Annotated in this window: 17 protein-coding genes and 1 pseudogene; 6 read left to right on the top strand and 12 right to left on the bottom strand. The window is 72.2% G+C overall.

Annotated features, from left to right (window positions below; translation table 11 throughout):
• Window position 1: 1 nt before the first annotated feature.
• From ACZ6SQ_RS18395 to bldG, 3 genes are all read right to left on the bottom strand, one after another.
• Window positions 2-2,407, bottom strand: coding sequence for a sodium-translocating pyrophosphatase (locus ACZ6SQ_RS18395; RefSeq protein ID WP_469562944.1), 2,406 nt, complete (start codon window positions 2,405-2,407; stop codon window positions 2-4).
• A gap of 306 nt (window positions 2,408-2,713) precedes the next feature.
• Window positions 2,714-3,148 (bottom strand): ATP-binding protein, encoded by a 435-nt coding sequence (locus tag ACZ6SQ_RS18390; RefSeq protein WP_386386709.1) that lies wholly within the window; start codon window positions 3,146-3,148, stop codon window positions 2,714-2,716.
• A gap of 106 nt (window positions 3,149-3,254) precedes the next feature.
• Window positions 3,255-3,596, bottom strand: a complete 342-nt coding sequence (bldG, locus tag ACZ6SQ_RS18385; RefSeq protein WP_356691665.1) for an anti-sigma factor antagonist BldG — start codon at window positions 3,594-3,596, stop codon at window positions 3,255-3,257.
• Window positions 3,597-3,673: 77 nt separating this feature from the next.
• Between bldG and ACZ6SQ_RS18380 the strand changes: the two genes are divergently transcribed.
• Window positions 3,674-6,142 (top strand): DEAD/DEAH box helicase, encoded by a 2,469-nt coding sequence (locus ACZ6SQ_RS18380; protein ID WP_469562940.1) that lies wholly within the window; start codon window positions 3,674-3,676, stop codon window positions 6,140-6,142.
• A 208-nt stretch (window positions 6,143-6,350) separates the two neighbouring features.
• On the opposite strand, the pseudogene ACZ6SQ_RS18375 reads toward ACZ6SQ_RS18380, so the two are convergent.
• From ACZ6SQ_RS18375 to ssd, 7 genes and pseudogenes are all read right to left on the bottom strand, one after another.
• A pseudogene (locus ACZ6SQ_RS18375) lies at window positions 6,351-6,725 on the bottom strand (Rv3654c family TadE-like protein); the annotation flags it as partial.
• A 38-nt stretch (window positions 6,726-6,763) separates the two neighbouring features.
• Window positions 6,764-7,132, bottom strand: coding sequence for a TadE family type IV pilus minor pilin (locus ACZ6SQ_RS18370; protein WP_469562938.1), 369 nt, complete (start codon window positions 7,130-7,132; stop codon window positions 6,764-6,766).
• Complete coding sequence (locus tag ACZ6SQ_RS18365) at window positions 7,119-7,340, bottom strand: DUF4244 domain-containing protein (RefSeq protein ID WP_469562935.1); 222 nt, start codon at window positions 7,338-7,340, stop codon at window positions 7,119-7,121. The genes ACZ6SQ_RS18370 and ACZ6SQ_RS18365 overlap by 14 nt, the downstream gene beginning before the upstream one ends.
• A 228-nt stretch (window positions 7,341-7,568) precedes the next feature.
• Window positions 7,569-8,363, bottom strand: a complete 795-nt coding sequence (locus tag ACZ6SQ_RS18360) for a type II secretion system F family protein (RefSeq protein WP_469562932.1) — start codon at window positions 8,361-8,363, stop codon at window positions 7,569-7,571.
• Complete coding sequence (locus ACZ6SQ_RS18355; protein ID WP_469563116.1) at window positions 8,360-9,223, bottom strand: type II secretion system F family protein; 864 nt, start codon at window positions 9,221-9,223, stop codon at window positions 8,360-8,362. The genes ACZ6SQ_RS18360 and ACZ6SQ_RS18355 overlap by 4 nt, the downstream gene beginning before the upstream one ends.
• Window positions 9,224-9,228: 5 nt before the next feature.
• Window positions 9,229-10,599 carry a TadA family conjugal transfer-associated ATPase gene (locus ACZ6SQ_RS18350; protein WP_469562930.1) on the bottom strand — a complete coding sequence of 457 codons (1,371 nt, stop codon included), beginning with the start codon at window positions 10,597-10,599 and terminating at the stop codon, window positions 9,229-9,231.
• A complete protein-coding gene (ssd, locus tag ACZ6SQ_RS18345) occupies window positions 10,596-11,699 on the bottom strand; it encodes a septum site-determining protein Ssd (protein ID WP_469562927.1) in 1,104 nt (367 codons plus the stop codon). Before ssd ends, ACZ6SQ_RS18350 begins: the two co-directional genes overlap by 4 nt.
• A gap of 584 nt (window positions 11,700-12,283) precedes the next feature.
• Between ssd and ACZ6SQ_RS18340 the strand changes: the two genes are divergently transcribed.
• Window positions 12,284-13,117: an HAD family hydrolase gene (locus ACZ6SQ_RS18340; protein WP_469562924.1), complete on the top strand. Its 834-nt coding sequence runs from the start codon at window positions 12,284-12,286 to the stop codon at window positions 13,115-13,117.
• A 422-nt stretch (window positions 13,118-13,539) separates the two neighbouring features.
• Here the strand turns inward: ACZ6SQ_RS18340 and ACZ6SQ_RS18335 are convergent, their stop codons facing one another.
• On the bottom strand, window positions 13,540-14,364 hold the full coding sequence (locus ACZ6SQ_RS18335) for a Fic family protein (RefSeq protein ID WP_469562921.1): 825 nt from the start codon (window positions 14,362-14,364) through the stop codon (window positions 13,540-13,542).
• A gap of 101 nt (window positions 14,365-14,465) precedes the next feature.
• On the opposite strand from ACZ6SQ_RS18335, the gene ACZ6SQ_RS18330 reads away from it, so the two are divergent.
• Window positions 14,466-15,461, top strand: coding sequence for an ATP-binding protein (locus tag ACZ6SQ_RS18330; protein WP_469562917.1), 996 nt, complete (start codon window positions 14,466-14,468; stop codon window positions 15,459-15,461).
• 232 nt (window positions 15,462-15,693) lie between these two features.
• Here ACZ6SQ_RS18330 and ACZ6SQ_RS18325 read toward each other — a convergent pair whose 3' ends face one another.
• Complete coding sequence (locus tag ACZ6SQ_RS18325; protein ID WP_469562914.1) at window positions 15,694-16,968, bottom strand: polysaccharide deacetylase family protein; 1,275 nt, start codon at window positions 16,966-16,968, stop codon at window positions 15,694-15,696.
• 335 nt (window positions 16,969-17,303) lie between these two features.
• Here ACZ6SQ_RS18325 and ACZ6SQ_RS18320 point away from each other — a divergent pair, with 335 nt between their 5' ends.
• From ACZ6SQ_RS18320 to nhaA, 3 genes are all read left to right on the top strand, one after another.
• On the top strand, window positions 17,304-20,327 hold the full coding sequence (locus ACZ6SQ_RS18320) for a SulP family inorganic anion transporter (RefSeq protein ID WP_469562911.1): 3,024 nt from the start codon (window positions 17,304-17,306) through the stop codon (window positions 20,325-20,327).
• A 425-nt stretch (window positions 20,328-20,752) separates the two neighbouring features.
• Window positions 20,753-22,711, top strand: a complete 1,959-nt coding sequence (acs, locus tag ACZ6SQ_RS18315; protein WP_469562908.1) for an acetate--CoA ligase — start codon at window positions 20,753-20,755, stop codon at window positions 22,709-22,711.
• Between the two features lie 173 nt (window positions 22,712-22,884).
• Complete coding sequence (nhaA, locus tag ACZ6SQ_RS18310; protein ID WP_469562905.1) at window positions 22,885-24,315, top strand: Na+/H+ antiporter NhaA; 1,431 nt, start codon at window positions 22,885-22,887, stop codon at window positions 24,313-24,315.
• Window positions 24,316-24,336: the final 21 nt, after the last annotated feature.

Raw genomic sequence — 24,336 nt, 5'->3', positions numbered from 1 at the left:
ACTACGAAACCACCGCGGGATCGGCCGACTTGGACGCGGTCCCGGACTCGTCCTCGTCACCCACGGCGATACCGCGCCGCTTGGACACGTACACCGCGCCCACGATCACCGCGAACGCGAGCACCGACACCAGGATGCGCACACCCACGCTCTTGTCGGCGCCGTAGGAGAACTTGATGATCGCCGGCGCGATGAGCAGCGACACCAGGTTCATCACCTTCAGCAGGGGGTTGATGGCGGGGCCCGCGGTGTCCTTGAAGGGGTCGCCGACGGTGTCGCCGATCACCGTCGCCGCGTGCGCCTCGCTGCCCTTGCCGCCGTGGTGCCCGTCCTCGACGAGTTTCTTGGCGTTGTCCCACGCGCCACCGGAGTTGGCGAGGAAGACCGCCATCAGCGTGCCCGCGCCGATCGCGCCGGCGAGGTACGCGCCGAGCGCGCCGACGCCGAGCGTGAAGCCGACGAAGATGGGCGCCATCACGGCGAGCAGACCGGGCGTGGCCAGCTCCCTGAGCGCGTCCCTGGTGCAGATGTCGACAACCTTGCCGTACTCCGGTTCCTCGCTGTAGTCCATGATCCCGGGCCGTTCCCGGAACTGCCGGCGCACCTCGAAGACCACCGAACCCGCCGACCGCGACACGGCGTTGATCGCCAGCCCCGAGAAGAGGAAGACGACCGCGGCGCCCGCGATGAGCCCGACGAGGTTGTTGGGCTGGGAGATGTCCATCGACAGGGTCATCGCCGAGCCCTCGCCGCCGAGTTTCTCGCCGACGTCCCGGGCGCCGGTAATGATCGCGTCCCGGTACGACCCGAAGAGCGCCGCCGCGGCCAGGACGGCGGTGGCGATGGCGATGCCCTTGGTGATGGCCTTGGTGGTGTTGCCGACCGCGTCGAGGTTGGTGAGCACCTGCGCGCCCGCGCCCTCGACGTCCCCGGACATCTCGGCGATGCCCTGGGCGTTGTCGGAGACCGGCCCGAAGGTGTCCATGGCGACGATGACACCGACCGTGGTGAGCAGGCCGGTGCCGGCCAGTGCCACCGCGAACAGCGCCAGCATGATCGACGTACCGCCGAGCAGGAAGGCGCCGTAGACGCTCAGTCCGATCAGCAGGGCGGTGTAGACGGCCGATTCGAGCCCGATCGAGATACCAGCGAGGACGACCGTCGCCGGGCCGGTGAGGGAGGTCTTGCCGATGTCCCTCACCGGGCGGCGGGTGGTCTCGGTGAAGTAGCCGGTCAGCTGCTGGATGACGGCGGCCAGCAGGATGCCGATGCCCACCGCGACGAGCGCGAGGATCCGCGGGTCGCCGCCCTTGGCCTGGATGGCCGCGTCGGTCACCCCGTCGAGCTCGGCGTACGAGCCCGGGAGGTAGAGGAAGACCGCCGCCGCGACGAGGACGAGGGAGATCACCGCCGAGACGAAGAAGCCGCGGTTGATCGCCGTCATACCGCTGCGGTCGGACCGGCGCGGGGCCACCGCGAAGATGCCGATCATGGCCGTGACCACGCCGATCGCGGGCACCAGCAGCGGGAACGCCAGCCCGGAGTCGCCGAAGGCCACCTTGCCCAGGATCAGCGCGGCCACCAGGGTCACGGCGTACGACTCGAAGAGGTCGGCTGCCATGCCCGCGCAGTCTCCGACGTTGTCGCCCACGTTGTCGGCGATGGTCGCGGCATTGCGCGGATCGTCCTCCGGAATGCCCTGCTCGACCTTGCCGACCAGGTCGGCGCCGACGTCGGCGGCCTTGGTGAAGATGCCGCCGCCGACACGCATGAACATGGCGATCAGCGCGGCACCGAGACCGAAGCCCTCCAGCACCTTCGGCGCGTCGGCCGCGTACACCAGCACCACGCACGAGGCGCCCAGCAGGCCGAGCCCCACCGTGAACATGCCGACGACGCCACCCGTACGAAAAGCGATCTTCATCGCCTTGTGCGAGACCTCGGTGAGATCCTTTTCCGGTTCGCCTTCCGCCGGAGTCGCTTCCCGAGCAGCGGCGGCGACGCGCACATTGCTGCGCACGGCGAGCCACATGCCGATATAGCCGGTGGCCGCCGAGAAGGCGGCACCGATCAAGAAGAACACCGACCGTCCGGCGCGCTGATTCCAGTCGTCCGCGGGCAGCAGCATGAGCAGGAAGAACACGACGACGGCGAATACGCCGACCGTGCGAAGCTGCCGGGTCAGATAGGCGTTGGCGCCTTCCTGGACGGCTGCCGCGATCTTCTTCATGCTGTCGGTGCCCTCGCCCGCGGCGAGCACCTGGCGCAACAACATCCCCGCGACCACCAGGGCGGCCAGGGCGACGACCGCGACGACCACCACGAGGACGCGGTTGCCGTCGGTCAGGACTGCGGCTGCGAAGGTCGTGGGGTGATCAAGCTGATGAGTGGTAGAAAGCCCCGCCATTCGTCCTCCTTGACGCTTGGGCTGAGCTCAAGATGTGGACGGATTCTAGGTACCGGAACCTGATCAAAACAGTGCGCCGTAAATGGAATTTGCAATCCAGCAGTAATGCCCTGAAGGCATTGACCGGTGATCCATTGAATGGATCACCCGGCGAGTACCCAGATCGTGAAGCAATTCACGAAATGCATCGCCGGAAACAGTACGGGTTGGTAGGAACTCCTGCCGCAACCACTGTAGGCGGGGGCACTGACAGCCGCACACGCAGAAAGGCCCTGCCGGCGGCAGGGCCTTTCTGGTGAACGGGGGTCAGACGAGCGGCGCCGCCACGGGCGGAGTGGTGGGCCAGGTCATCCGGATCTGCCCGCCGTGCTCCCCGGCGGTGACCTCCACGTCGTCGACGAGGCCGCTGATGACCGCGAGGCCCATCTCGTCCTCCTCGGCGTCCGCGTCCTCACCGGCCGCGCCGGGCGCCCGGTCACCGGGGGCGGAGCGGGGCGCCTCGTCGCCGACCTCGATGGAGAACTGCTTCTCCTCCTCGATCAGCAGCACCTTCACCGGCGTGGTGATCCCGGCGCTCTGGTGCAGCCCCACCGCGCGCGTGCACGCCTCGCCGACGGCGAGCCGGACCTCGTCGAGGACCGCCTCGTCCACTCCGGCCCTGCGTGCCACCGCGGCCGCCACCAACCGGGCGGTCCGCACATGCTCGGGCAGCGCGCTGAAGCGGAGTTCGACGGTGGCCATGCATCCCCCTCAAAGCTATGGGCGTGCTGTCGGGGTCCGGCCGCAGTGCGCCCGGACCCCCGGTTGAACCGTGCCGAGCCGGGCCGCACGGGCCCGGCATCGGTGATCAGTCGGTGGCCTCCACCGCTTCCGCGACCGAGGTGTGAATGGGGAACACCTTGGTCAGACCGGTGATGCGGAAGATCTTGAGAATGCGCTCCTGGTTGCAGACCAGACGCAGGGAGCCCTCATGGGCACGTACCCGCTTCAGGCCGCCGACCAGTACGCCGAGACCGGTGGAGTCGAGGAAGTCCACGCCCTCCATGTCGACGACGAGGTGGAAATTCCCGTCGTTCACCAGCTCGACCAGCTGCTCACGCAGCTTGGGCGCGGTATATACGTCGATTTCGCCACCGACCTTGACGATCGTGCGATCGCCGACGGTCTCGGTCGACAGGGACAGGTCCACGGATCCTCCAGCACCTTGCTATCGAGCGGTCACCCTTGGGCACCTCGGCGGAGCCCCCGGGAGGTTCGCCAGCCGCGATGGCATTCAATCACTTACCGGCAGGCGTGCACGACGCCTTGAGCCCATTGTCCGTCACGCCGGTGACACACTCGGTGCCGATGGCCAAGAATCACCGATCCGATCGACACCCGACGGACTCCGCGCTCCGCCCGGCCCCGGGCACGGTCCTGGACCGTCTCGCCTCGGGTCCGAGCCGGGCCTCGCGCATCACTCATACGGAGCACTTGCCCCCGCGCGAGGGCCGCCATGCCGTCTGGCCCGACCGGATCTCCGCGCAGGTCGTGGCCGCCGTGCAGGCCGCGGGCGTCGAGCACCCCTGGGAGCATCAGGTACGAGCCGCCGAGCACGCCCTGGACGGCGAGTCCGTGGTCGTCGCCACCGGCACCGCCTCCGGCAAGTCGCTGGCCTATCTGGTCCCCGTGCTCTCCACTCTTCTGGAGGGTTCCAGGGCTCCGAACGGCCGTGGCGCCACCGCTCTGTACCTCGCCCCCACCAAGGCCCTGGCCGCCGACCAGTGCCGTTCCGTGCGCGCCCTGGCCCAGCCACTGGGCAACGCGGTGCGCGCGGCCGTGTACGACGGCGACACGCCTTTCGAGGAACGCGAGTGGATCCGCCAGTACGGCAACTACGTCCTCACCAACCCCGACATGCTGCACCGCGGGATACTCCCGTCCCACCCCCGCTGGTCCTCCTTCCTGAAGGCCCTGAAGTACGTCGTCGTCGACGAGTGCCACACCTACCGCGGCGTCTTCGGCTCCCACGTCGCCCAGGTGCTGCGCCGACTGCGCCGCCTGTGCGCCCGCTACGGCTCCTCCCCCGTGTTCCTGCTGGCCTCGGCCACCGCCGCCGACCCGTCGGTGGCCGCCCGCCGGCTCACCGGGCTGCCGGTGGTCGAGGTCGCCGACGACGCCTCCCCCCGCGGGGAACTGGTGTTCGCCCTCTGGGAGCCCCCGCTCACCGAGATGCAGGGCGAGAAGGGCGCGCCGGTCCGCCGCACGGCCACCGCCGAGACCGCCGACCTGCTCACCGACCTCACGCTCCAGGGCGTCCGCAGCGTCGCCTTCGTCCGCTCCCGGCGCGGCGCCGAGCTGATCTCGGTCATCACCCAGGAGAGACTGGCCGAGATCGACCGCTCCCTCGCCCGGCGCGTGGCCGCCTACCGCGGCGGCTATCTGCCCGAGGAACGCCGCGCCCTCGAACAGGCCCTCCACTCCGGTGAACTCCTCGGCCTCGCGGCCACCACCGCCCTCGAACTCGGCATCGACGTCTCCGGCCTGGACGCCGTCCTCATCGCCGGCTACCCCGGCACCCGCGCGTCCCTGTGGCAGCAGGCCGGCCGCGCGGGCCGCTCCGGCCGGGGCGCCCTCGCCGTCCTCGTCGCCCGCGACGACCCGCTGGACACCTATCTGGTCCACCATCCGGAGGCCCTGTTCGACCGTCCGGTGGAGTCGACCGTCCTCGACCCGGACAACCCGTACGTCCTCGCCCCGCACCTGTGCGCCGCCGCCGCGGAGGTCCCGCTCACGGAGGAGGACCTGGAGCTGTTCGGGCCGGCCAGCGCGGATCTGCTGCCGCAGCTGGAGGCTGCGAAACTGCTGCGCCGCCGCACCAAGGCCTGGCACTGGACCCGCCGGGAGCGGGCCGCCGACCTCACCGACATCCGCGGCGGGGGCGGCAGCCCCGTGCAGATCGTCGAGTCCGGCACCGGCCGCCTGCTCGGCACGGTCGACGCCGGCTCCGCCCACGCGACCGTCCACGAAGGTGCGGTCCACCTCCACCAGGGCCGTACCTATCTCGTCCGCTCCCTCGACCTGGACGAGTCCGTGGCGCTGGTCGAGGAGGCCGTTCCGCCCTACTCGACCGTCGCCCGCGACACCACCTCCATCTCCGTCCTCGAAACCGACACCGAGATCCCCTGGGGCGACGGCCGCCTGTGCTACGGCTCCGTCGAAGTCACCAACCAGGTCGTCTCCTTCCTGCGCCGCCGCCTCATCACCGGTGAGGTGCTCGGCGAGACCAAGCTCGACCTCCCGCCGCGCACCCTGCGCACCCGCGCGGTGTGGTGGACCGTCACCGAGGACCAGCTGGACGCCGCCCGGATCAACCCGGAGATCCTCGGGGGCGCCCTGCACGCCGCCGAGCACGCGTCGATCGGCATGCTGCCCCTCTTCGCAACCTGCGACCGCTGGGACATCGGCGGCGTGTCGGTCCCGCTCCACCCCGACACGCTGCTGCCCACGGTCTTCGTCTACGACGGCCATCCGGGCGGCGCGGGCTTCGCCGAACGCGCCTTCCACACCGCCCGCGCCTGGCTCACCGCCACCCGCGAGGCCATCGCCTCCTGCGAGTGCGACAGCGGGTGCCCGTCCTGCATCCAGTCCCCCAAGTGCGGCAACGGCAACGACCCGTTGCACAAGCGGGGGGCCGTGCGGCTGCTCACGGAGCTGCTTCGGGGGGCGCCTGCGGAGGGGCCGCCCACGCAGTGATTCCGCGAGGGGCCGGCGCCGCCATACTGACTCCGCGAGGGTCCGCCCCCGCACTGATTCTGCGAGCGGCCGGGCCCGTACTGATTCCGCGCAGGTCCGTGCCCGTTCTGATTCCGCGCCGGTCCATCCCCCCACGGAACCCTTGGCCGTCCGTCCCCGTACCGAACCCGTCGCGGTCCGCCTCCGCGTCGAACCCCGGAGGGTCCAGCCCCGTCCCCGGCCCCTGGGGGTCCGTCCCCGCGGGACCCGCCCGTGCACGGGCCTCCGCCATGAACGGCCCCCGCGCCAAGGCCGCCGTCACGTCCGAGATCTCACCGCTCAGCACGCACCGCACCAGCCGCACGCCCTGCGCTCCGGCCACCCGTGCAGCATGCTCGCAGGCCGCCACACCGCCCTCCGGCCAACGGTCCGCCGCGGCCAGCGCCGCCATGTCGGCACCGCGCGCGGCATGCTGGCGCACCACCACGGCCTGCCCCAGGGCGAGCACGACACCGAACACGACGCACAGCACGGCGATCGCGCCGACGCTCCACACGGTGGCCGAACCCCGGTCGGAGCCGTACGGCCGTCCGGGTGCCGACAAGGCAGCGACGACCCGGCGCCCCCTTCCCGCAGCCCCTCTCACGACCCCACCCCCACCGTCTCCTCCGCCGCGGCCACAGCTTCCTCCCGCACCTGGAAGGGCAGGCCGGTCAGCGCGGCCGGCTCGGCCACCACGGCCACCCGGACGAGGTCGCCCTCGCGGGTCACGGTCACCCGGGCACCGGGTGGCGCCGCCTCACGGGTCACCTTCACGACGGCCTCCTCGGGGTCCTGCCGCGCCGCCGCACGAGCACCGGTCCTGGCCGCGTCCATGCACTGGATCTGCGCGGCCACGGCGAGCAGGCCCCACACCAGCGCCATCGCGAACATCACCAGCACCGGCAGCACCACCGCCGACTCGGCCGTCACGAAGCCGCGGTCGCCCCGCCCCCGCTCATTTCCCCGCATCGAGGGCCCGCTTCACGATCGCCTGAAGTTCGGCGCTGACCTGCCCGCTGGTGACGACCTTGTAGAGCACCACCGCGAACGCGGCCGCCGCGACGATGCCGAGGGCGTACTCCGAGGTCACCATCCCCGCGTCCCGTCGCCGCGACCGGCACCAGCCGCGCATCCCGCACACCAGAGCACCCAGCCGCGCCCGCACCAATCCGCACATCTCAACCTCCGTGATTTCTCGTTCCGTTCGCTTCTCTTCGACTGCCACCGGCTCCGACTCGCCGGCTCCGACCTGGTGTCTCCGTCCACCACCTCCCGTCCACCACTTCCCCTCCACCACCTCCGTCCGCCGCCGCACCCGCGGACCCGTCACCGCCCCTCCGCTACCGCCCCGATCCACCACCCCCGTTCCGCGCCGCAGCCCCCGGCCGACCTCCGCAACCCGCCGTCAACCGCCCCCTCCCAGCACCTCGCCGGCCAGCCCGATCACCACGGGCAGCACGCCGACAGCGATGAACGCGGGCAGGAAGCACAGCCCCACGGGCGCCGTGACCAGGACGGCCGCGCGTCTCGCACGGGCCGTCGCGGTGCGGGTCCAGTCGGCGCGGGCGTCCGCCGCGAGCCGGGAGACGGGCCCGGCCGCCGGAAGCCCCGAGACGTCGGCGCGCTCCAGCAGCCGCGCGAGGCCCTGCGCGCCCGGCACCGCGGCGAGTCCGCGCCAGGCCCCGGCCGGCTCACCACCGAGTCGCACCTCGGCGGCCCCTCGCGCGAGCGCCTCTCCGACGGAACCGCCCAGCGCCTCCCCGACCGCCTGTGCGGCCACGACCGGACCGGCTCCGGCGGCGATGCAGGCGGCCAGCAGATCCGCTGCGAGGGGGAGTTGACGGGCGCCCTGGGCCGCTCGCACGGCATCGAGCGCCCGTGCGGTGCCCTCCGCGGCCGCACGGCCGCGCCGCCACCGCCACAGGGCTCCCGCCCCGGCCAGACCGGCCAGGGCCCCGGTGAACCCGCCGACCAGCACCCACCCGGCGCACACCACGCCGACCGGTGCCGACCAGGTCCGCAGTGCGGGGAGGACGCGTGGGGGCGATCCGCGGCCCGCCGCCTCCACTGCGAGCAGCGCGGCCAGCCGTCGCCGGACCTGGCGCTCGCGCCGCAGCGCGGCCAGCCGGTGGGCCACACAGACCACGGCGGCGCCCGTCACCAGAACCACCCACAGCCTGTGGACAACCTCCTGGCTCATGCCGCCTCCGCTCCCCGGACGATCCGCAGCGCCCACCACAGGCCGACGCCCTCCAGCAGCACGCCGGCCAGCAGACAGCCCAGCCCGGCCCCGGTGTGCAGCAGCACCCGCAGCGGGTCCGCACCGAGGGCGGTGCCGAGCAGCAGGCCGAGGGCCGGCAGCCCGGCGAGCATCACCGCGGTGGAGCGGGCGCCCGCCAACTGGGCCCGCAGATCGGCCCGCTGGTCGCGCTGCGCCCGCAACGCCCCTTCGAGCCGGTCGAGTCCGGCGGCCAGGCCCGCCCCCTGGTCCACGGCCACCCGCCAGCACGCGGCCAGTCCCAGCAACCCTTCCGCCCCTGGACGCCGGGCCGCCGTCGCGAGCGCCCCGGGCACGTCCCCGCCGAACCGGGCCGCCGCCAGCACCGCGGGCTGCGCCTCACCGAGGCCGCCGGACTCCTGCGCGGCCCGCAGCAGCGCCTCGCCCGGCTGCCGTCCGGCCCGCACCTCTCCGGCGAGCACCCCGCACAGGGCGATGACCGCGTCGCCCCGGCGTTCCCGTGCCAGCCCGGCCTCCCTGGCCAGCCGCACCCTCCGCAGCACCGGCAGCCCGGCAGCTCCCGCGACGGCCGGCAGCACCGAGGCACCCAGCACGGCCAGCGCCAGGCCCACGGCGGGCGACCACCACTCGGGCCGCACCTGCTCCCGCACGCGCCGCAGGCAGCCGCCCGGCCACGGCCACCTGGGCGGCGGCCCCGTGCCCACCGCTCCACCGCCCGCCAGCAGCAACCGCGCGCGCCGGGAGCCGGACTGCCGCTCAGCGGCCAGCCAGGCGGCCACGGCCACACCCACCAGGGCCACCGCGATCCCCATCTCGCTCATCACGCTCACGCGCCCTCACCCCTTCCGTCCACCGGCGGCGACCCACCGGCCTCCACGGCGCCGCAGTCGTCCCGGAGCAGCTCCCGCAGCCGCTCCCACCCCCGCTCGTGCACGAACGCCCGAGCGCCCCACCGCAGCGCGGGCACCGTCCGCACCAGCCCGGCCGCGTCCCGCTCCAGCACATGGACCTCGGCGATCCGGCGCCGCCCGGCCCGGTCGCGCGCCAGGTGCAGCACCACCGACAGGGCGGCGGCCAACTGGCTGTGCAGTGCGGCCCGGTCGAGCCCGGCGGCCGTACCGAGGGCCTCCAGCCGGGCGGGGACGTCGGCCGCCGTGTTCGCGTGCACCGTGCCTCCGCCGTCGTGGCCGGTGTTCAACGCCGCGAGCAGGTGCACCACTTCGGGGCCGCGCACCTCGCCCACGACCAGTCGGTCCGGCCGCATCCGCAGGGCCTGGCGGACCAGGTCCTCGAGGGTGACGAGGCCGGCGCCCTCCTGGTTGGCGGGTCTGGTCTCCAGGCGTACGACGTGCGGATGGTCGGGCCGCAGCTCCGCCGAGTCCTCGGCCAGCACGATCCGCTCGCCCGGCCCGACGAGCCCGAGCAAGGCGCTGAGCAGGGTCGTCTTGCCGCTGCCGGTGCCTCCGCTGATCAGGAAGGACAGCCGCTCCCGCAGCAGGGCCCGCAGTACGCGGTCCCCGCCCGGCGGCACCGTGCCCGCCGCCATGAGCTCGTCGAGCGTGAACGCCCGCGGCCGCACCACGCGCAGGGCCAGGCAGGTGCAGCCGACGGCGACGGGGGGCAGTACGGCGTGCAGCCGGGTGCCGTCGGGCAGCCGCGCGTCGGCCCAGGGCCGGGCATCGTCGAGACGCCGCCCGGCCACCGCGGCCAGCCGTTGCGCGAGCCGCCGTACCGCCGCGGCGTCGGCGAAGGCGACCCGGGTCAGTTCCAGGCCACCGCCGCGGTCGACCCAGACCCGGTCGGGAGCCGACACCAGCACGTCGGTCACCGAGGGATCGGCGAGCAGCGGCTCCAGCGGCCCGCTCCCGATCAGCTCGGACCGCAACTGCTCGGCCGCTCCCAGCACTTCGGCGTCCCCGAGCACCCGCCCCTGCTCCCGCAGAGCCTGGGCGACCCGGGCGGGCGTCGGCTCCGCCCCGCTCTCGGCCAGCCGCCGCCGCACTCCCTCCAGCAGTTCGGGCGTCAGCCCGCCACCCTCACCCTGCCGCCGTAAGCCCGGCAGCACCGCGACACCCGTTCCGTCGCCGCTCGCACCGGGCCGCCCCGCGCTCCCCGGCGGCACGGCCCGCTCCCCGGCACCGCCGTAGGCAGCGCCCCGCCTCGCAGCGGGCGGCCCGAGTCCGGACACCGCGTTCATGCCGCACCCGCCTCGATCAGCGCCCGCTCCCAGAACTCCCTGCAGAAGCGGGCCAGCGGTCCGCGCCCGCCCGCGCCCGGCGGGGATTTCCGGCCGTGCGGCCGCAGCAGAGCGGACTCGACCGGGACCTCCCCGATCAGCGGCAGCCCGAGCAGGCGCGCGACCTCCCGCTCGTCGAGGCCGGGTGCGTAGGGGCCTCGGACCGCGACCCGCAGATCGCGCAGGACCATCCCGAACGCGGCGGCCACACGGCCCGCCGCGGCGACGGCACGCAGTTCGGCGGGGACGACGAGGACGCCGACATCGAGCTGGGACAGGGCTTCGGCGACGCTCTCGTCGAAGCGGCGGGGCAGGTCGACGACGACCGTGCCGCCCCGGCGCCGGGCTGCGGCGAGCACCGCGCGCACGGCCTGCGGCGGGACGGCGACGCGGTCGCCGCGGTCCCAGCTGAGCACCCGCAGGGAGTGCAGCTCGGGCAGCGACTCCTCCAGGGCCCCGCTGCCGACCCGCCCATGCGATCCGGCGAACGCGGGCCAGCGCAGCCCGGCGGTGGTCTCGCCGCCGAGCAGCACGTCGAGTCCGCCGCCGAGCGGGTCGGCGTCCACGAGCAGGGTCCGTACCCCGTCGCGCGCGGAGGTGACGGCGAGGGCGCACGCGAGCGTGGAGGCTCCGGCGCCGCCGCGGCCGCCGATCACGCCGACGGTGAGCGCGGGCCGGCCGACGCCTTCGGCGACATCGGCGATGCGGTCGACGAGCCACTGTTCGCCGTCGGGGAGCATCAGGACGTGGTCGGCGCCGATCTCCACGGCCCGCCGCCAGACCCCGGAGTCGTCCTGGTCACGGCCCACCAGCACGACTCCTCGCCTGCGGGCGGCCCCGCGCACCCGGCGGGCGGCGTCGTCGCCGACCAGCACGAGCGGTGCGGCCTCCCAGCCACCCCGGCGGGCGGGCACGGCGGGATGGACCTCGGGCGTGGCGCCCGCGGCGGCGCACAGCCGCAGCAGATCGTCCAGAAGCCCGGCGTCCTCGGTGACGATGAGCGGTCTGCCCTGCCGGCCCCCGGCCGCGGGCGATGGTTCATGAGTGATGACGTCGGCCATGGCGCGACTTCCCCCTTCGCTGCGTGTCCCGCGCGGCCTCTTCGGCCCCGCGTTTCCCATCCGTGTGAAGAACCGGGAGACCGGCCTCCATTTGAGCGGCCGACAGAAACCGGCCAAACGCGCCCGACAAACGAGAAGTGGTCACGAACTCGTCGCGTTCGGAGCGCGTTGGAATCACGGTGCAGCGATCCCGGAAATGGTGTGGATCTTGGTCAATTACTGTGGACGGCCGGGCGGTTGTGAATATCGCCGTCACCCATACCGGTGACGCTGGACCCTCTCCTGTACGACTCCCGGAGAGGAGTCCGACGGCTACTCTGGGTGACGAAGTGTGGGCATGACGAAGGGGCGGCCTCAGCCGCCCCGAAGCGGCTCAGTGCCGCGCGAAGAAGAAGAAAACCCACCCGGACATGCGACGACCCCCGCCGGGGGGGAGAGCGGGGGTCGTCCCCACGGCCGACTCGGGGGGGGAGGAGCCGGACCGGGTTAGCACGGTCGCGAACGATCCGTGACTTCCATGGTGTACCCGAGAGCCTTCTCAGGCAAACCCACACGCCCCACCTTACGCCGAATGGGCTGCGCCTATGCTCAGGGTCGTGGAAAACCACTCGATGCCCCGCACAGCCGCCTTCTTTGACCTGGACAAGACGGTCATTGCGAAGTCGAGCACACTCACGTTCAGCAAGTCGTTCTACCAAGGCGGTCTGATCAACCGCCGGGCCGCCTTGCGTACCGCATACGCACAGTTCGTCTTCCTCGTGGGCGGCATGGACCACGATCAGATGGAACGCACCCGCGACTACCTCTCCCAGATGGTGCGCGGCTGGAACGTCCAGCAGGTCAAGGAGATCGTCGCCGAGACGCTGCACGACATCGTGGACCCGATCATCTACGACGAGGCCGCCTCGCTCATCGAGGAGCACCACACCGCCGGGCGGGACGTGGTGATCGTCTCCACTTCGGGCGCGGAGGTCGTCGAGCCCATCGGCGAGCTGCTCGGCGCGGACCGCGTCGTCGCCACCCGGATGGTCGTCGGGGACGACGGCTGCTTCACCGGGGAGGTGGAGTACTACGCATACGGTCCCACCAAGGCGGAGGCGATCAGGGAGCTGGCGGAGTCGGAGGGGTACGACCTTTCGAGGTGTTACGCCTACAGCGACTCGGCGACCGACCTGCCGATGCTGCAGACCGTGGGCCGTCCGCACGCCGTGAACCCGGACCGCGCACTGCGCCGCGAGGCGATCGCGCGCGGATGGCCGGTTCTCGACTTCCACCGGCCCGTGCGGCTCAAGCAGCGGCTGCCCGCCTTCTCCGTACCGCCGCGCCCGGCGCTCGTCGCCGCCGCCGCGATCGGCGCCGCGGCGGCCACCGCGGGGCTCGTCTGGTACGCCAGCCGGCGCCGCGCGACAACGGCCTGACCTGCGGCGGGCGTTGCCCGCACCGGACGTTCCACGAGACCGCGGCCGGTAAATGTTCTGTTTGAACCTAAAAGTAAAGAAGTATGGCCAGGACTACCGCTTGCTCCCGACCTGGAGTACAAAGGAGTCAACGGCCCGCGAGACCAAGGACATCCGCGAGGATCACCTTCACTACGCATCTGGCCCCACGGACCGCGCATGAACATCGGGCACCCACGCGACGTCGACCCGTCGATTACGGGCCAGCCGCACCAGGTGACGGGCAAAGACCCCGGCCTGATGGGCAACATATCGAGGACGCTTGGTAACCGGGTGAACATGCCAGCGGCGGTACGAGGACTCGTACCGCCGCAACTCTTTTCAGCCCAAGTGACAGGCCCTGCGGCAGCCCCCGTGACAGGCCCTTCGACAGGGACGACGGCCTACGCCGCGCCGCGCTGGAGCGCCTCGCACACCGCCGTCGACTCGCGCGCGCCCAGCTCGATCGCCCTGCCGCAGTGCGCGATCCAGGCGGCCATTCCCTCGGCCGTGCCGGAGACATAGCCGTCCAGCGCCGTCAGATAGGCCGCTGGGCCCAGTTCGGCGTGGCCGACCTCGGCAGGGCAGACGGACTTGGGGTCGAGGCCGCTGCCGACCAGGACGATCCGCTCGGCCGCGCGCGCGACGAGGCCGTTGTGCGAGACGAACGGGCGCAGCGCCATCAGCTCACCGTGCACGACGGCCGCGCTGACCAGCGCCGGAGCCGAGCTGCCCGCCACGATCAGCCCGGACAGGCCCTCCAGTCGCGCGGAGACCTCGTCCGCGTCCGGCAGCGGCAGCTCCACCAGCGGTTCGTCGACGGGCTCGCCCGCCAGGCGCGGGCGCCCCGAGCGCTCGGTGTCGTCCGCGGCAGCCACCAGGTGCAGCCTGGCCAGCACCCGCAGCGGCGACTGCCGCCAGATGGACAGCAGCTGGCCCGCCTCCGCGGTCAGCCGCAGCGCACCGCCCATCAGACGCGCCTCGTCGTCACCGCTGAAGTCGGTGCGCCGGCGCACCTCCTCCAGAGCCCAGTCCGCGCCGGACAGCGCCGCCGAACCCCGGGCGCCGCGCAGCGCCGCCTCGGAGGTGATCTCGTTGCTGCGGCGGCGCATGACGCGGTGCCCGTAGACCCGGTCCACGGCCTTGCGCACGGATTCGACGGAGTCGGCGACGCCGGGCAGTGCGCCCAGGGCCGCGAGCGGATCGGCGGTCGCGCCTGTCGTACTCATGGGTACGACAGTACGCAACCGGCGCCCACGCCCCACGAAGGAGTGGTCTTCTTCACGTCCGGCCCGTCGGGCAGCACCCCGCGCCACTACGCTTTATGAACATGAAAATTGCTTTCGTCGGGAAGGGCGGCAGCGGGAAGACCACCCTGTCCTCCCTGTTCATCCGCCATCTGGTGGCCACCGGAGCGCCGGTCGTCGCGGTCGACGCGGACATCAACCAGCACCTGGGCGCAGCGCTGGGCCTCGACGACGCGGCGGCCGCCGCCCTGCCCGCGATGGGCGACCGGCTGCCGCTGATCAAGGACTACCTGCGCGGCGCCAACCCGCGCATCGTCTCCGCCCGGACGATGATCAAGACCACTCCGCCCGGCGAGGGCTCACGTCTGCTGCGGATCCGCGAGGACAACCCGGTCTACGACGCCTGCGCCCGGCCGGTGGAACTCGACGGCGGCGCCGCCCGTTTGATGGTCACCGGCCCCTTCACCGACGCCGACCTGGGGGTCGCCTGCTACCACTCCAAGACCGGAGCGGTGGAGCTGTGCCTGAACCACCTGGTCGACGGGCCCGGTGAGTACGTGGTCGTCGACATGACGGCGGGCTCCGACTCCTTCGCCTCCGGCATGTTCACCCGCTTCGACATCACGTTCCTCGTCGCCGAGCCGACCCGGAAAGGGGTCTCCGTCTATCGCCAGTACAAGGAGTACGCCCGCGACTTCGGCGTCGAGCTCAGGGTCGTCGGCAACAAGGTGCAGGGCCAGGACGACCTCGACTTCCTGCGCGACGAGGTCGGCGACGACCTGCTCGTCACGGTGGGGCACTCCGACTGGGTGCGCGCCATGGAGAAGGGCCGGCCGCCCCGGTTCGAACTCCTGGAGGACGTCAACGCCCGTGCCCTGCAGGCATTGCGGACCGCGGCCGACGCGACGTACGAGGGGCGTGACTGGGAGCGCTACACGCGCCAGATGGTCCACTTCCATCTGAAGAACGCCCAGACATGGGGCAACGAGCGCACCGGGGCCGACCTGGCGGCTCAGGTCGACCCCGGTTTCGTGCTGAGCGAGAGCGTCCTGAGCGGGAGCGTCACACAGCCTGCGTGACGCTCCCGCCGGGCACCGGGCCCGTCAGGCCTCGGGTCGTTCAGGCCTCGCGTCCGTCGGACCTCGCGTCCGTCAGGCCTCGGGTCCGTCAGGCACCGGGTCCGTCAGACACCGGGTCCGTCAGACACCGGGTCCGTCAGACACCGGGTCCGCCGTCGGGCGGGCGCCCTCTCCCCGGACACCGCTCCCCGGGACACCGCGTCCGCCGCCCGCGGTCGCGCGGCGGATGTTCCTACTGCCGCGCGGCGGGTGCTCCCGGCACGCCCTTCGGGGCCGGGGCCGGGGCGGCCGCCAGGAAGGACTCCCAGCCCTGCCGGGGAGCCTCGCCGACGTTCAGCGTGCGCAGCTTGGCCAGGGTGTCCGGGTCCTGGGCGTCCAGCCAGTCGGCGAGCTGCCGGAAGGAGACGCACCGCACCTCGGACTTGGTGCACACCCGCTCGATGACCTCCTGGATGGCCCGCATGTAGGTGCCGCCGTTCCAGGACTCGAAGTGGTTGCCGATGATCAGGGGCGCGCGGTTGCCGTCGTAGGCGCGCTGGAAGCCGGCGAGCAGGCCGTCGCGCATCTGGTCGCCCCAGAACGTGAACTTGGCCGGGTCGCCCTGGGTCTTGGTGCCCGACTGGTTGACCATGAAGTTGTAGTCCATGGTGAGCTGCTCGAAGGTGCGGCCGGGGAAGGGCACTAGCTGCATGGACAGGTCCCACACCCCTTCCTTCTTGCCGGGCCAGACCTGGTTGTTGACGCCGCTGGTGTCATAGCGGAAGCCCAGTTCGCGGGCGGCCTTGCGGAAGTTGCTCTGTCCTTCCAGGCAGGGCGTGCGGGCGCCGATGAGCTCCTTGTCGTAGTCGAAGGGCAGCGGGGCCGCCTCGGTCATCCCGGTGTTGGACTTCCAGGACTTCACGAAGCCCTTGGCCTGGGCGATCTCGTCCTTCCACTCCTCGACCGACCACTCGCCGACGCCACCGCCCTTGCCGCAGAAGTGGCCGTTGAAGTGGGTGCCGACCTCGTTGCCCTCCATCCACGCGAGGCGCAGCTGCTTCACGGTGTCGGCGATGCCCTGCTGGTCGTTGAACCCGATGTCCGAGCGGCCCGGGGAGTGCTGCGGGGGCCGGTAGAGGTCGCGCTTCTCCTCGGGCAGCAGGTACACACCGCTGAGGAAGTAGGTCATGGTCGCGTTGTTGTCCTTGGCGACCTTGCGGAAGTGGGAGAACAGTTTCTGGCTGTCCTCGCCCGCACCGTCCCAGGAGAACACCACGAACTGCGGCGGCTTCTGACCGGGCTTCAGCCGCTCGGGCCTCGGCAGATGCGGCTGGGCCCCGGTGTACGCGGTGGAGCCGTCGCCGATGAGGCGGGTCACGCTCTTGGGCGCCGGGGCCGCCGGCTTCGCCTTCTGCGGGCCCGACACTCCCTGCTCCGAAACGGGGGCGCCCGTCGTGCAACCGGCCAGCGACGCGGCACAGGCCGCGACGGCCACAGCGCCCGCGGCGATCCTCTGGGTGGCGGCCATCTCCGCCCACCTTCTTCCTTCTCTCAGGCCAACGCTGATGACGGCGTGTGCGAGGTGATGTGCCGGGCGAGCCGACAGCGCCGCAAACCTCGCACGGGACCGAGAGGGAATAAGTACGACAAGCCGATCAAAAGAAGGCTTCACTCATCGGAGTGGCGTATTGACCCATTTGCGTCGAAAATTCAGGCGGGCCCTTTACTCTGAATTACGATCTGTTTACCGAGCGTTGATTCATCCCGCCACTGCACGCCGTGACCCACGGCCGCGACCCGACCCCGCCGCCCCGGCGGGGACCACCTGTTCCGCGACCGCGCCGCCCCGGAGGAGACGGGAACATGTCCGCCAGCGTCCCCACGCACTCCCAGTCCGCCACCCACCCCCAGCCCCTCGGCCCCGCGCCCGCCAGCAGGTCCGCGTCCGCCGGCTCCCCCCGCACCGGACGCAGCCACCGGCCGCACAGCCCTCCGGCGGAACCGCCCCGCCGCCGACCGCGCCTCGCGGGCGCCGACGTGTCCGCCTCGATCGCGGTCTTCCTGATCGCCCTGCCCCTCTCGCTCGGTATCGCCCTGGCCACCGACGCCCCACTGCAGGCCGGCCTCGTCGCCGCCGCCGTGGGCGGCGTGGTCGCCGGGCTGATCGGCGGCTCCCCGCTCCAGGTCAGCGGGCCTGCCGCCGGACTGACGGTCGTCACCGCCGACCTCATCCACCGGTACGGCTGGCGCACCACCTGCGCGATCACCGTCCTCGCCGGAGTCACCCAACTGCTCCTCGGCAGACTGCGCGTGGCCCGCACCGCGCTCGCCGTCAGCCCCGCGATCGTCCACGGCATGCTCGCCGGAATCGGCGTCACCATCGCCGTCGCCCAGCTGCACATCGTCCTCGGCGGCACCCCGCAGAGCTCGGTGCTCGCCAACCTCGGTGCGCTTCCCGCCCAGTTGGCGCGTGTGCACCCCGCCGCCGTGTCGATGAGCATCCTGACGCTCGCCCTGCTCCTGCTCTGGCCCAGACTTCCCGGCCGGGCGGGCCAGCTGCTGCGGATCGTCCCGGCCCCGCTCCTAGCCGTCGCCGCGGCCACCGTGACCGCCTCGCTCACCGCGCTCAGCCTGCCGAAGGTGGGGCTGCCGTCCTGGAGCAGTCACTCCCTGGTGGGTCTGCCCGACGGGCCGGTGACCGGGATCGCCGCCGCCGTGCTCACCATCACCCTGGTCTGCAGCGTGCAGTCGCTGCTCGGCGCGGTCGCCGTGGACAAGCTGGTCGCCTCCCAGCAGGCCGCCGCCGCGAAGCCGGGGGCCGAGCCCGGCGCGACCCCACCCGGCGCGTCCCCGCCCGGTACGGCCGCCCCCGGTACGGCCGCCCCCGGCAACTCCGCGCCCCGCGCCCCGCTCCGCCCCACCCGCTCCGACCTCGACCGCGAGCTGCTGGGCCAGGGCGCCGCCAACATCGTCTCCGGAGCCCTCGGCGGCCTGCCCGTGGCGGGTGTCGCCGTACGAAGTTCCGCGAATGTGCACGCTGGTGCGATCAGCCGGAACTCCACGATGCTGCACGGCGTTCTCGTAGTAGTCGCCGCGCTGCTGATGGTCCCGATCCTGGAACTCATCCCGCTCGCCTCGCTCGCCGCCCTGGTGATGGCCGTCGGCATCCAGATGGTGTCCCTGCACCACATCCGCACGGTGACCCGCCACCGAGAAGCACTGGTCTACGCCGTCACCATCACCGGCGTGGTGCTGTTCGGGGTACTGGAAGGCGTGGCGCTCGGCATCGCCGTGGCCGTCGCCGTCGCCATGAACCGCCTCGCCCGCACCCGCATCACGCACGACGAGAAGGAGGGAGTCCATCACGTACACGTAAGAGGCCAGTTGACGTTCCTGGCGGTGCCCAGACTCAGTCGTGCCCTGCATCTTGTACCCCAAGGCGCCCAGGTCGTCGTGGAGTTGGACGGTTCGTTCATGGACCACGCGGCCTACGAGACGCTGCACGACTGGCAGAGCACCCACACCGCCCAGGGAGGCACGGTCGAGCTGACCGGACGCCGTGCCGGAGTCCGCATCGCCGAGCCCTCGGATCTCGCCGACCTCCGCGAGAGACTGGGCGCGGGGATCGGGGACACCCCGGCCGACACCTCCCACTGCCGGTGCCGCCCCTGGACACCCTGGCGCAACCACCAGTGCACGGGTCCCGAGAGCGGTGCCGCGGTCCTCGGCAGTGGAGGCCCAGGCACGCGCCGTGAGGCTCCCGCATCCAGCGGGATGCCCTCGCTGAGCGGAGGAGAGCCCTCGCCGGGTGGAGCGCTTTCGTCGAGCGGGAAGCCCTCGCCCGACGGGGTGCCTTCGTGCGGCGGGACGCCCTCGCCGGACGGGACGCCCTCTCCGGATGGGGTGACTTCGCCGAGTGGGACACGCTCACCGAACGGGACACCCGCACTCGGGGGAACGCACTCGCCGCGCAGGACGGCCCTGCCCGACGAGGCCACCGCGCCGGAGCGCCCCCTCCTGCCCGAAGGCGCGCCCGCGGCCGGAGACACCCCGCGCCCCGGAGACTCCCGCCTGCCCGGAAGCTCCTCCCTGCCCGCAGGGCCCCCGGCACCCGCTGGAGCCCTCACTCCCGACGGCGCTCCCCCTCCGCCCGGCATCACACCGGGGCACGGCGGCCCGCCCGGGCTCCAGCCCGACGACCGGGAGCCGGGCGAGGATCAACTGGTGCGCGGTATCAGCGCGTTCCAGCGCAACACCGCTCCCCTGGTGCGGGGCGAGCTGGCGCGGCTGGCGCGGGAGGGGCAGCGCCCGTCGCAGCTGTTCCTGACGTGCGCCGACTCGCGCGTGGTGACCTCGATGATCACCTCCAGTGGTCCGGGGGACCTGTTCGTGGTGCGCAACGTGGGCAACCTCGTGCCGCTGCCCGGTGCGGAGAGCGGGGACGACTCGGTCGCGGCGGCGATCGAGTACGCGGTCGACGTGCTGGAGGTGCGGTCCATCACGGTGTGCGGGCACTCGGGGTGCGGGGCGATGCAGGCCCTGCTCAACTCCGAGCCCGGGGGCGCGCGGACACCGCTGAAACGCTGGCTGCGGCACGGCCTGCCCAGCCTGGAGCGGATGGCGGACGACAGCCGACCCGGGGCCCGGCTCGCCGGGCGGCGTCCGGCGGACGCGGTCGAGCAGTTGTGCCTGACCAATGTCGTGCAGCAGCTGGAGCATCTGCTGGCCCACGAGTCGGTGACCCGGGCGCTGCGGCGGGGCGCGCTGGAGCTGCATGGCGTGTACTTCCACGTGGGTGAGGCCCAGGCCTATCTGCTCACCGGCGGGGCGGGAGCGGAGCTGTTCGACCATGTGGCGGGGGCGGGGGAGGTACGCAGCCCGGTGTGAGGAGGGTGCGCCGGGCCGGGGCGGCGCACCAGCCGGGGCCGGGGCGGCGCACCCGCCCGGGCCGGGACGGCCGACCCGCACGCCCCCGGCCTGGGCACGTCGGCCGCCCGATCCCGGACGGCGCGATCCCGGACGGCCCGGCCACGTCGGCGGCCCGATCCCCCGTAGGTCCGGCCGTGTACGGAGGCCGCCCCCCGTATGTGAGTGCCGTTACACGCATGAACCCCGCGGCACGGCCGTCCGTGGGAATCGTCGTACGCCCCGGTCACGGGGATCGGCGCAGCGGGCTGGAGGAGACCGGCGGAGACCGGCACTCGGACCTCAAAAGGTCTACACCAATTTTCGGACGACCCTTGTCATCGGGCCCCTGGGTCTGATGAGCTGTGGCCTGGGACACAACGGACACCCTGGGAAAGGGAGATGTCGTGAGCAATGAAAGCCTGGCCAACCTGCTGAAAGAGGAGCGCAGGTTCGCGCCGCCCGCCGACCTGGCCGCGAACGCCAACGTCACCGCGGAGGCGTATGAGCAGGCCAAGGCTGACAGGCTCGGTTTCTGGGCCGCGCAGGCCCGGCGCCTGACCTGGGCCAAGGAACCGACGGAGACCCTCGACTGGTCCAACCCGCCGTTCGCGAAGTGGTTCCAGGACGGCGAGCTGAACGTCGCCTACAACTGCGTCGACCGGCATGTCGAGGCCGGCCACGGCGACCGCGTCGCCATCCACTTCGAGGGCGAGCCCGGCGACAGCCGCGCCGTCACCTACGCCGAGCTCAAGGACGAGGTGTCCAGGGCCGCGAACGCCCTGCTGGAACTCGGCGTCACCAAGGGCGACCGGGTCGCCGTCTACATGCCGATGATCCCCGAGACGGCCGTAGCGATGCTGGCCTGCGCCCGCATCGGCGCCGCGCACTCCGTCGTGTTCGGCGGGTTCTCCGCGGACGCCCTCGCCACCCGCATCCAGGACGCCGACGCCAAGGTCGTCATCACCTCCGACGGCGGCTACCGCCGGGGCAAGCCCTCCGCGCTCAAGCCCGCCGTCGACGAGGCCGTCACCAAGGCCGCCGGCGTCGAGCACGTCCTCGTCGTCCGCCGCACCGGCCAGGAGGTCGCCTGGGACGAGGGCCGCGACGTGTGGTGGCACGACATCGTGGAGCGCCAGTCCGCCGAGCACACGGCCGAGGCGTTCGCCGCCGAGCAGCCGCTGTTCATCCTCTACACCTCCGGCACCACCGGCAAGCCCAAGGGCATCCTGCACACCTCCGGCGGCTACCTCACCCAGACCGCATACACCCACCACGCCGTCTTCGACCTCAAGCCCGAGACCGACGTCTACTGGTGCACCGCCGACGTCGGCTGGGTCACCGGCCACTCCTACATCGTCTACGGGCCCCTCGCCAACGGCGCCACCCAGGTCATGTACGAAGGCACCCCGGACACCCCGCACCAGGGCCGGTTCTGGGAGATCGTGCAGAAGTACGGCGTCACCATCCTCTACACCGCGCCCACCGCGATCCGCACCTTCATGAAGTGGGGCGACGACATCCCCGCCAAGTTCGACCTCTCCTCCCTGCGGGTGCTGGGCTCGGTGGGCGAGCCGATCAACCCCGAGGCGTGGATCTGGTACCGCAAGCACATCGGCGCCGACGCCACCCCCATCGTGGACACCTGGTGGCAGACCGAGACCGGCGCGATGATGATCTCCCCGCTGCCCGGAGTCACCGACACCAAGCCCGGCTCCGCCCAGACCCCGCTGCCCGGCATCAGCGCCACCGTCGTCGACGACGAGGCCAACGAGGTACCGGACGGAGGCGGCGGCTACCTCGTCCTGACCGAGCCCTGGCCGTCGATGCTGCGCACCATCTGGGGCGACGACCAGCGCTTCCTCGACACCTACTGGTCCCGCTTCGAGGGCAAATACTTCGCCGGCGACGGCGCGAAGAAGGACGACGACGGCGACATCTGGCTCCTCGGCCGCGTCGACGACGTCATGCTCGTGTCCGGGCACAACATCTCCACCACCGAGGTCGAGTCCGCGCTCGTCTCCCACCCCTCCGTCGCCGAGGCCGCCGTCGTCGGCGCCGCCGACGACACCACCGGACAGGCGATCGTCGCCTTCGTCATCCTGCGCGGCACCGCCAACGCCGACGACGAGGGCCTCGTCGACGCGCTGCGCAACCACGTCGGCACCACCCTGGGCCCGATCGCCAAGCCCAAGCGGATCCTCCCGGTCGGCGAACTGCCCAAGACCCGCTCCGGCAAGATCATGCGCCGCCTCCTGCGCGACGTCGCCGAGAACCGCCAGCTCGGAGACGTCACCACCCTCACCGACTCCACCGTCATGGACCTCATCCAGGCCAAACTCCCCGCCGCACCCAGCGAGGACTGAGTCCCGGCTCCGAAGGGGCACCCGGCGCACCCCGCGCCGGGTGCCCCTTTTGCGTTTAGCGTGAGGATCATCGGACAGCCCTTGCGCACCTTGGGTAACCTCGGCACAACAGGTGCGCCGGGAAGTCTGGTCGGCATGCGTTCCGTCATGCCCACCGACCGGAGGTCCTCCACGTGGCCGCGCCCCGCACCACCGCAACCCGCAAGTTCCTCGGCCGGCTGTCCCTTCCCGAGCGGAACTACGTCGCGGACGCGCTGCGCACCGAGACCGTCGGCGGCGTGCTGCTGCTGCTCGCCGCGACAGCCGCCCTGATCTGGGCGAACGTCCCCGCGCTGCACGACAGCTACGAGAGCGTCGCGCACCACCACATCGGCCCCGAGGCCCTCGGCCTGAACCTCTCCGTCGCGCACTGGGCCGCCGACGGACTTCTCGCGATCTTCTTCTTCGTCGCCGGTATCGAGCTCAAGCGCGAGCTCGTCGCCGGGGATCTGCGCGATCCGCGGGCCGCCGTCCTGCCGGTCGTGGCGGCGCTGTGCGGAATGGCGGTGCCCGCGCTGGTCTACGTGCTGACCAACACCGTCGGCGGCGGCTCCCTCGACGGCTGGGCCGTGCCCACGGCCACCGACATCGCCTTCGCGCTCGCGGTGCTCGCGGTCATCGGCACCTCGCTGCCCAGCGCCCTGCGCGCCTTCCTGCTCACGCTCGCGGTGGTCGACGACCTGTTCGCCATCCTGATCATCGCGGTGTTCTTCACCGAGCAGATCGACTTCCTCGCGCTCGGCGGCGCGTTCGTCGGCCTCGCCGTCTTCTGGCTGCTGCTGCGGGCGGGCGTGCGCGGCTGGTACGTCTACGTGCCGCTCGCCCTGGTCGTCTGGGGGCTGATGTACAACAGCGGCGTCCACGCCACCATCGCCGGTGTCGCCATGGGCCTGATGCTGCGCTGCTCCACCCGCGAAGGGGAGGAGCGCTCTCCCGGCGAGCGGATCGAGCACCTCGTACGGCCGCTGTCGGCGGGTCTCGCCGTGCCGCTGTTCGCGCTGTTCAGCGCGGGGGTGCCGGTGTCGGCCGAGGCGCTGGCGGACGTGTTCACCACGCCGGAGCCGCTCGGCGTGGTCCTGGGCCTGGTGGTCGGCAAGACGCTCGGCGTCTTCGGCGGGACCTGGCTGACCGCGCGCTTCACGCGGGCGACCCTCAGCGAGGAGCTCCAGTGGGCGGACGTGTTCGCGGTCGCCTCGCTGGCCGGGATCGGGTTCACCGTCTCCCTGCTCATCGGCGAGCTGGCGTTCGAGGAGGACCCGGCCCTGATGGGCGAGATCAAGGCAGCCGTCCTGCTGGGCTCACTGATCGCGGCGATCCTGGCCACGATCCTGCTGAAGATCCGCAACAACAAGTACCGGCGCCTGTGGGAGGCCGAGGAACGCGACGAGGACCAGGACGGCATCCCGGACATCTACGAGCAGGACGAACCGGACTACCACCTGCGGATGGCCGAGATCCACGAGCGCAAGGCGGCCGAGCACCGCCGGCTCGCCGAGGAGAAGGCCGCCGCGCGGCTTGCCGAAGTGGCGGGCGGGGCAGGCGAGGAGAACCCCCGTCCGGCATGATCTGACGGGACGGTACAAAAG

This window comes from Streptomyces sp. NPDC048600 (genome assembly GCF_055587025.1).
This window is presented reverse-complemented; position numbering and strand designations above follow the sequence as displayed.